We start from the raw sequence: 7,463 nt of genomic DNA, 5'->3' as shown, positions 1-7,463 counted from the left end.
GCCGCCCGCCCGGCCCCGGAGGCCCGGCGGGCGGACACCCTCTGAGACCTCACGCCTGGCGGCGGACCTCCACCACGCGGAAGCGCTGGGCGACGAAGGCCGCGTCGCACAGGGCGGCGTTGGCCGCCGGGTTGCCGCCGGAGCCGTGGAAGTCGGAGAACGCCGCCGTCTGGTTGACGTACACCCCGCCGGTCAGGTTCAGCGAGAGCTGCGCGGACTCCTCCAGGCAGACCTCCTCGACGGCGCGCTCGGTGGCCTCGGAGGTCGTGTACGCGCCGACGGTCATCGCGCCCCGCTCGCGCACGGTCCGCCGCAGCAGCTCCAAGGCGTCCTCCGTCGAGTCGACGGCGACCGCGAAGGACACCGGGCCGAAGCACTCGGACAGGTACGGCACCTCCGCCTCGACGCCCTCCTCCCATGCCTTGTCCCACGCCTTGCGCGCGCCGTCGGCCCGCACGATCGCGGGCGTACGCACCACGGCGTCCGGGAAGTCCGGGTGCGGGACCTCGCGGGAGGCGAGCGCGACCTCGCCGAGCGTGCCGGCCGCCGCCAGCCGGTCCTTCACCCCGTCGTTCACCAGCGCGCCGAGGAGGGCGTTGGCCCGCGCGTCGTCGCCCAGCAGGCCGTCCACCGCGGCGGCGAGGTCCGCGACCACTTCGTCGTACGACTTCTCGCCCGCGTCGGTCGTGATGCCGTCCTTGGGGATGAGCAGGTTCTGCGGGGTGGTGCACATCTGGCCGCTGTACAGCGACAGGGAGAAGGCCAGGTTGGAGAGCATGCCCCGGTAGTTGTCGGTGGAGTCGACGAGGACGGTGTTGACCCCGGCCTTCTCCGTGTAGACCTGCGCCTGGCGGGCGTGGGTCTCCAGCCAGTCGCCGAACGCGGTGGATCCCGTGTAGTCGATGATCCTGATCTCGGGGCGGACGGCCAGTGCCTTGGCGATGCCCTCGCCGGGACGTTCCACGGCCAGCGCGACCAGATTCGGGTCGAAGCCGGTCTCGGCGAGCACCTCGCGGGCGACCTTCACCGTCAGCGCGAGCGGCAGGACCGCGCGCGGGTGGGGCTTGACGAGGACGGCGTTGCCGGTGGCGAGGGAGGCGAACAGCCCCGGGTACCCGTTCCACGTGGGGAACGTGTTGCAGCCGACCAGCAGCGCGATACCGCGCGGGACGGCGGTGAAGGACTTCGTCAGCTCCAGGGGGTCGCGCTTGCCCTGCGGCTTGGACCAGTCCGCCACCGACGGGGTGCGGGTCTGCTCCGCGAACGCGTACGCCACCGCTTCGAGGCCGCGGTCCTGGGCGTGGGGCCCGCCCGCCTGGAACGCCATCATGAAGGCCTGCCCGCTGGTGTGCATCACCGCGTGCGCGAACTCGTGCGTCCGGGCGCCGATCCGCGCCAGGATCTCCACGCAGACCAGGGCGCGCGTCTCGGGCCCCGCGTCCCGCCAGGAGCCGATGCCCGCGCGCATGGCCGGGAGCAGCACGTCCGGGTCGGCGTGCGGGTAGGTGACCCCTAGCGCCGGGCCGTAGGGCGAGACCTCGTCGCCCGTCCAGTCGTCCGTGCCGGGCTGGTCCAGCTCGAAGCGGGTGCCGCGCAGGGCCTCGAAGGCGGCGAGGCCGTCGGCGGGCGCGCTCTCGCCGTACGCCTTCGGGTGCTCGGGGTGCGGCGACCAGTAGGCGCGGGTGCGGATGGTGTCGAGGGCCTGGTCGAGCGTGGGCCGGTGCTTCTCGGAGAGCTGCTGGGGGCTGAGACGGGCGGCCATGAAGGACCAACTCCTCGTCGAGCTGGGCGGGAACAGGGACATGAGCGAACTGTCAGAGCTAGAGTAACCGAACGATCGGTCGGGACAAGTGGGCCGGGCGAACCTGTGGAAAACCCCGCGTCCGGCGCCCGCTCATCTGTGGACAACTTATGCGGGAGGATTGCGTTCATGACAGCAATCGAGACGGGCCGTGTCGTCGCGGTCGTCGGCACCGGCACCATGGGCCAGGGAATCGCCCAGGTGGCGCTGGTGGCCGGCCACCCGGTACGCCTCCACGACGCCATGCCCGGCCGGGCGGCGGAGGCCGCCACCGCGCTCCTCGCCCGTCTCGACCGGCTGGTGGAGAAGGGCAGGCTCGGCCCGGCGGAGCGGGACGCGGCCCGCGCGCGGCTGCGCCCGGCCACGCACCTGTCGGAGCTGGCGGACGCCGGACTCGTCGTGGAGGCCGTCCTGGAGGACCTCACGGTCAAGCGGGCGCTGTTCGCGGCCCTGGAGGACATCGTCGGGGACGACTGCGTCCTGGCCACCAACACCTCCTCCCTCTCCGTCACCGCCGTCGCGGGCGGCCTGCGCCGCCCCGGGCGCGGCGTGGGACTGCACTTCTTCAACCCGGCGCCCCTCCTGCCCCTCGTGGAGGTCGTCGGCGGCTTCGCCACGGACCCGCGGGTCGCGCAGGACGCGTACGACACCGTCCTGGCCTGGGGCAAGACGCCGGTGCGCAGCGAGGACACCCCCGGCTTCATCGTGAACCGGATCGCGCGCCCCTTCTACGCCGAGGCGCTGCGCGTGTACGAGGAGGGGGGCGCCGACGCCGCCACCATCGACGCGGTCCTGCGGGAGAGCGGCGGCTTCCGGATGGGCCCCTTCGCGCTGACCGACCTGATCGGCCAGGACGTCAACGAGTCCGTCACCCGGTCCGTGTGGGAGGCCTTCTCCTACGACCAGAAGTTCACCCCGTCGCTGGCGCAGCGCCGGCTGGTGGAGTCGGGGCGGCTGGGCCGGAAGTCCGGCCGGGGCTGGTTCCCGTACGGAGAGGACGCCGAGGCCCCGGCCGCGCCGCACACCGCGGCGCCGGAAGCGGCGCCCGCGTCCGTCTCCGTGCACGGGGACCTCTTCTCGGCGAGTGTGCTGCCCGAGCTGATCGCGGAGGCGGGCATCGACGTCGTACGCGAGGACGACGCCGAACCGGACCACCCCGGCTGGATCGAACTGCCCGGCGGGACGCGCCTGTTCCTGGCCGACGGCTCGGCCGCCGACAACGCCGACCTGCCCGTGATCCACTTCGATCTCGCGCTGGACTACCGCGCCGCGACGCGGATCGCGCTCGCCCCCGCGTCCCGGGTGGACGAGGCGTCCCTCGCGCACGCCGTCGGACTGTTCCAGGCGTTGGGCAAGGACGTGAGCGTCATCGCCGACGTCCCCGGCATGATCGTGAGCCGTACGGTCGCGATGCTCGTCGACTTCGCGCTCGACGCGCGGGCGCGCGGGGTGGCGACCGGTGAGGCCGTCGACACCGCGATGCGCCTCGGCGTCAACTACCCGCGCGGGCCCATCGAGTGGGGCGCGGACCTGGGCGCGCGCTGGGTGCTGACCGCGCTGGAACTCCTCCACGACGAGTACCCCACGGGCCGCTACGCCCCGTCCCAGGCGCTGCGCCGCCTGGCCGCCGCGCTGGAGGACGACGCGTCATGACCACGCCCAAGCGGGACACGTACACGCCCGAGACCCTGCTCACTGTCGCCGTGCGGGTCTTCAACGAGCGCGGGTACGACGGCACGTCCATGGAGCATCTCTCCAAGGCGGCCGGGATCTCCAAATCCTCCATATACCACCACGTGGCGGGCAAGGAGGAGCTGCTGAGGCTCGCGGTCAGCCGGGCGCTCGACGGGCTCTTCGGGATCCTCGACGAGGACGGGGCGTCGCGGGGCCGGGCGGTCGAACAGGTCGAATACGTCGTCCGCCGTACGGTCGAGGTGCTGATGGCGGAGCTGCCGTACGTGACGCTGCTGCTGCGCGTGCGCGGCAACACGCAGACCGAGCGGTGGGCCATGGAACGGCGCAGGGAGTTCGACCAGCGGGTGGCCGATCTGCTCAAGGACGCGGCGGCGGACGGGGACCTGCGGGCCGACATGGACACCCGGCTGGCGACCCGGCTGCTCTTCGGGACGATCAATTCGCTGGTGGAGTGGTACCGCCCGCAGCCGGCCGGCGGGTACGACCGCGAACAGGTCGCGGACGCGGTGGTACGACTGGCCTTCGACGGGCTGCGCACGGAACGGGCCAAGTAGGGGGCCCGGGAGAGGGGCCGCGAGGACCTGGGCCGGCCGCTTCCTAAAGAGGCGTGCGCGGGGGCGTGCCCTGGGGGCCCGGAGCGCCCTGGTCCAGGTCCGTCTCCTCGAAGACCAGCAGCGTGCGGGTCGAGAGCACCTCGGGGATCGCCTGGAGCCGGGTGAGGACCAGCTCGCGCAGCGTCCTGTTGTCCGCCGTGTGGACCAGCAGCAGGACATCGAAATCACCGCTGACCAGCGCGATGTGGGTGGCGCCCGGCAGCCCCTGGAGCTGCTCGCGCACCGTGCGCCACGAGTTCTGCACGATCTTGAGGGTGATGTAGGCGGAGGCGCCCTGCCCCGCCCGTTCCTCGTTCACCCGGGCGCTGAACCCGCGGATCACGCCGTCGTCCATCAGCCGGTTGATCCGCGCGTAGGCGTTGGCGCGCGAGACGTGGACCCGCTCGGCCACGGACCGTACGGAGGCCCGGCCGTCCGCGCGGAGGATCCGCAGGATGTCGCGGTCTATCGCGTCCAGAGGACGCGGCGGAAGAGCGGCCTGCGGAGGGGCAGGGGGAACGGCCTGCTGAACGGCCGGTGGCGGGGTCGGCGGGACGGCCGGTGGCGGGGTCGGTCCCGCGCCCTCGCCACCTTCCGTGCCGGACGCCCGGTCCGTGCCCTCGGCCATTTGTTCAGCTCCCATGTCTCCCCGCCTCTCCCCCATGGACGACCTGTGTCCATCCCAGGCCGCCCGGCACCGTTTGTCCACAGGCTGAGGGCGTGTGTAGCCAAATTGCCGCCACGACCGAACAATCGGTAGGTGAGGCGTGCCACATCCCGGCACTCCAGGTTCGTTTCCCACGAGGAGGTGCACGCGTGAAGAAGAGCAGTACGTCGGTTCAGGAACTGCCGGGTGCCGCCGTCCGCCGGCCCACCCCGCCCCCGGCGTGGCAGCCGCGTACCGACCCGGCCCCGCTGCTTCCGGACCCCGAGCCGTTCCGCGTGCTCGGCACGCCCGCCGCGGCCGGCGCCGATCCCGCGCTGCTGCTGCGGCTCTACACGGAGCTGGTCCGTGGCCGCCGGTACAACACGCAGGCCACGGCCCTGACCAAGCAGGGCAGGCTCGCCGTCTACCCGTCCAGCACGGGCCAGGAGGCCTGCGAGGTCGCCGCCGCGCTGGTCCTGGAGGACCGGGACTGGCTCTTCCCCAGCTACCGCGACACCCTCGCGGCCGTGGCGCGCGGACTCGACCCCGTACAGGCCCTGACGCTGCTGCGCGGCGACTGGCACACCGGGTACGACCCGCACGAGCACCGCGTCGCGCCCCTCTCCACGCCCCTCGCCACCCAGCTGCCGCACGCGGTGGGCCTGGCGCACGCGGCCCGCCTCAAGGGCGACGACGTGGTCGCGCTCGCCCTGGTGGGCGACGGCGGGACCAGCGAGGGCGACTTCCACGAGGCGCTGAACTTCGCGGCCGTGTGGCGGGCCCCGGTGGTCTTCCTCGTGCAGAACAACGGCTTCGCGATCTCCGTACCGCTCGCCAAGCAGAGCGCGGCGCCCTCCCTGGCCCACAAGGCCGTCGGGTACGGGATGCCGGGCCGCCTGGTCGACGGGAACGACGCGATCGCGGTGCACACCGTCCTCGCCGAGGCCATGGACCGGGCCCGGCGCGGCGAGGGTCCGACGCTGGTCGAGGCCGTGACGTACCGCGTGGAGGCCCACACGAACGCCGACGACGCGACGCGCTACCGCGAGGACAGCGAGGTCCAGGCGTGGCGCGCGCACGACCCCGTGAAGCTCATGGAGCGCGAGCTGCTGGAGCGCGGGGTCCTGGACGAGGACGGCGTCAAGAAGGCCGCCGAGGGGGCCGAGGTGATGGCCGCGCGGCTGCGGGAGCGGATGAACGCCGAGCCGGCGCTCGACCCCATGGACCTGTTCACGCATGTCTACGCCGAGCAGACCACCCAGTTGGCGGAGCAGGCGGCGCTGCTCCGGGCGGAGCTGGAGGCGTCGGCGGATCCGGCACCGTCCGGGGACGGCCGGAACGCCGGGATCACCGGGATCACCGGCGGGGAAGCGGCGGGTGAGCGGCGATGACCACCACCGCGGTGAAGCCCGCCACGATGGCATCGGCCCTCCAGTGCGCGCTGCGGGACGCGATGGCCGAGGACCCGTCCGTCCACGTCCTGGGAGAGGACGTCGGCACGCTGGGCGGGGTCTTCCGGATCACCGACGGACTGGCGGCGGAGTTCGGCGACGACCGCTGCACGGACACCCCGCTCGCCGAGGCGGGCATCCTGGGGACGGCCGTCGGCATGGCGATGTACGGGCTGCGGCCCGTGGTCGAGATGCAGTTCGACGCCTTCGCCTACCCGTCGTTCGAGCAGCTCATCAGCCATGTGGCCAAGATGCGCAACCGCACACGCGGGGCGATGCCGCTGCCGATCACCGTGCGCGTGCCGTACGGCGGCGGGATCGGCGGGGTCGAGCACCACAGCGACTCCTCCGAGGCGTACTACATGGCGACCGCCGGACTCCACGTCGTCACCCCGGCGACGGTGGACGACGCGTACGGCATGCTGCGGGCCGCGATCGCCTCCGACGACCCGGTGGTCTTCCTGGAGCCGAAGCGGCTGTACTGGTCGAAGGCGCAGTGGTCGCCGGACGAACCGGCCGCGGTGGAGCCGATCGGACGCGCGGTCGTACGGCGCCGGGGCACGAGCGCCACGCTCATCACGTACGGGCCCTCCGTGCCGGTCTGCCTGGAGGCGGCCGAGGCGGCCCGCGCCGAGGGCTGGGACCTGGAGGTCGTCGACCTGCGCTCGCTCGTCCCCTTCGACGACGAGACGGTGGCCGCTTCCGTACGGCGGACGGGCCGGGCGGTGGTGGTCCACGAGTCCACCGGCTTCGGCGGACCCGGCGGGGAGATCGCCGCCCGGGTCACCGAACGGTGCTTCCACCATCTGGAGGCGCCGGTGCTGCGGGTCGCGGGATTCGACATCCCGTATCCGCCGCCCATGCTGGAGAAGCACCATCTTCCCGGCGTGGACCGGGTGCTGGACGCGGTCGCGCGGCTCCAGTGGGAGACGGAGAGCTGATGGCCCAGGTGCTCGAATTCAGGCTGCCCGACCTCGGCGAAGGACTGACCGAGGCGGAGATCGTCCACTGGCTGGTGGAGGTGGGCGACGTCGTCGCCATAGACCAGCCGGTCGTGGAGGTCGAGACGGCCAAGGCGATGGTCGAGGTGCCGTGCCCGTACGGGGGTGTGGTCACCGCGCGCTACGGCGAGGAGGGCAGCGAGCTGCCCGTCGGGGCCCCGCTGCTGACGGTCGCGGTGGGCGCGTCCGAGCCCGCGGCGGACGGGGGGCGGGAACCGGAGAAGGAGGCCGCTCCGGAGGCGCCCCCGGCCGACGAGGGGTCGGGCAACGTGCTGG

7 protein-coding genes are annotated in these 7,463 nt (G+C 73.0%); 5 read left to right on the top strand and 2 right to left on the bottom strand.

The features are described 5' to 3' along the window. Positions 1-49 precede the first annotated feature (49 nt). Positions 50-1,762 carry a phenylacetic acid degradation protein PaaN gene (gene paaN / locus GT042_RS10085; protein WP_161308372.1) on the bottom strand — a complete coding sequence of 571 codons (1,713 nt, stop codon included), beginning with the start codon at positions 1,760-1,762 and terminating at the stop codon, positions 50-52. Between the two features lie 168 nt (positions 1,763-1,930). On the opposite strand from paaN, the gene GT042_RS10080 reads away from it, so the two are divergent. Both GT042_RS10080 and GT042_RS10075 read left to right on the top strand, forming a co-directional pair. Next, on the top strand, positions 1,931-3,454 hold the full coding sequence (locus tag GT042_RS10080) for a 3-hydroxyacyl-CoA dehydrogenase (protein WP_161308371.1): 1,524 nt from the start codon (positions 1,931-1,933) through the stop codon (positions 3,452-3,454). Continuing rightward, positions 3,451-4,050: a TetR/AcrR family transcriptional regulator gene (locus GT042_RS10075; RefSeq protein ID WP_161308370.1), complete on the top strand. Its 600-nt coding sequence runs from the start codon at positions 3,451-3,453 to the stop codon at positions 4,048-4,050. The genes GT042_RS10080 and GT042_RS10075 overlap by 4 nt, the downstream gene beginning before the upstream one ends. Positions 4,051-4,093: 43 nt before the next feature. On the opposite strand, the gene GT042_RS10070 is transcribed toward GT042_RS10075, so the two are convergent. Continuing rightward, on the bottom strand, positions 4,094-4,732 hold the full coding sequence (locus GT042_RS10070) for an Lrp/AsnC family transcriptional regulator (protein ID WP_161308369.1): 639 nt from the start codon (positions 4,730-4,732) through the stop codon (positions 4,094-4,096). A gap of 173 nt (positions 4,733-4,905) precedes the next feature. Here GT042_RS10070 and pdhA point away from each other — a divergent pair, with 173 nt between their 5' ends. The 3 genes from pdhA to GT042_RS10055 all read left to right on the top strand — a co-directional run. Beyond that, positions 4,906-6,126 (top strand): pyruvate dehydrogenase (acetyl-transferring) E1 component subunit alpha, encoded by a 1,221-nt coding sequence (gene pdhA / locus GT042_RS10065; protein WP_161308368.1) that lies wholly within the window; start codon positions 4,906-4,908, stop codon positions 6,124-6,126. Beyond that, positions 6,123-7,127: an alpha-ketoacid dehydrogenase subunit beta gene (locus GT042_RS10060; RefSeq protein ID WP_161308367.1), complete on the top strand. Its 1,005-nt coding sequence runs from the start codon at positions 6,123-6,125 to the stop codon at positions 7,125-7,127. Before pdhA ends, GT042_RS10060 begins: the two co-directional genes overlap by 4 nt. Beyond that, positions 7,109-7,463, top strand: a 355-nt coding sequence (locus GT042_RS10055; RefSeq protein ID WP_345943728.1) for a biotin/lipoyl-containing protein, incomplete at its 3' end; no start/stop codon positions are given. The genes GT042_RS10060 and GT042_RS10055, both read left to right, overlap by 19 nt.

This window comes from Streptomyces sp. SID3212 (assembly GCF_009865405.1).
GTDB lineage: Bacteria > Actinomycetota > Actinomycetes > Streptomycetales > Streptomycetaceae > Streptomyces.
This window is presented reverse-complemented; position numbering and strand designations above follow the sequence as displayed.

Bases quoted from the DNA above. Each gene is read 5' to 3' on its own strand.
- paaN (WP_161308372.1), bottom strand. From the start codon at position 1,762: ATGGCCGCCCGTCTCAGCCCCCAGCAGCTCTCCGAGAAGCACCGGCCC.
- GT042_RS10080 (WP_161308371.1), top strand. From the start codon at position 1,931: ATGACAGCAATCGAGACGGGCCGTGTCGTCGCGGTCGTCGGCACCGGC.
- GT042_RS10075 (WP_161308370.1), top strand. From the start codon at position 3,451: ATGACCACGCCCAAGCGGGACACGTACACGCCCGAGACCCTGCTCACT.
- GT042_RS10070 (WP_161308369.1), bottom strand. From the start codon at position 4,732: ATGGGAGCTGAACAAATGGCCGAGGGCACGGACCGGGCGTCCGGCACG.
- GT042_RS10060 (WP_161308367.1), top strand. From the start codon at position 6,123: ATGACCACCACCGCGGTGAAGCCCGCCACGATGGCATCGGCCCTCCAG.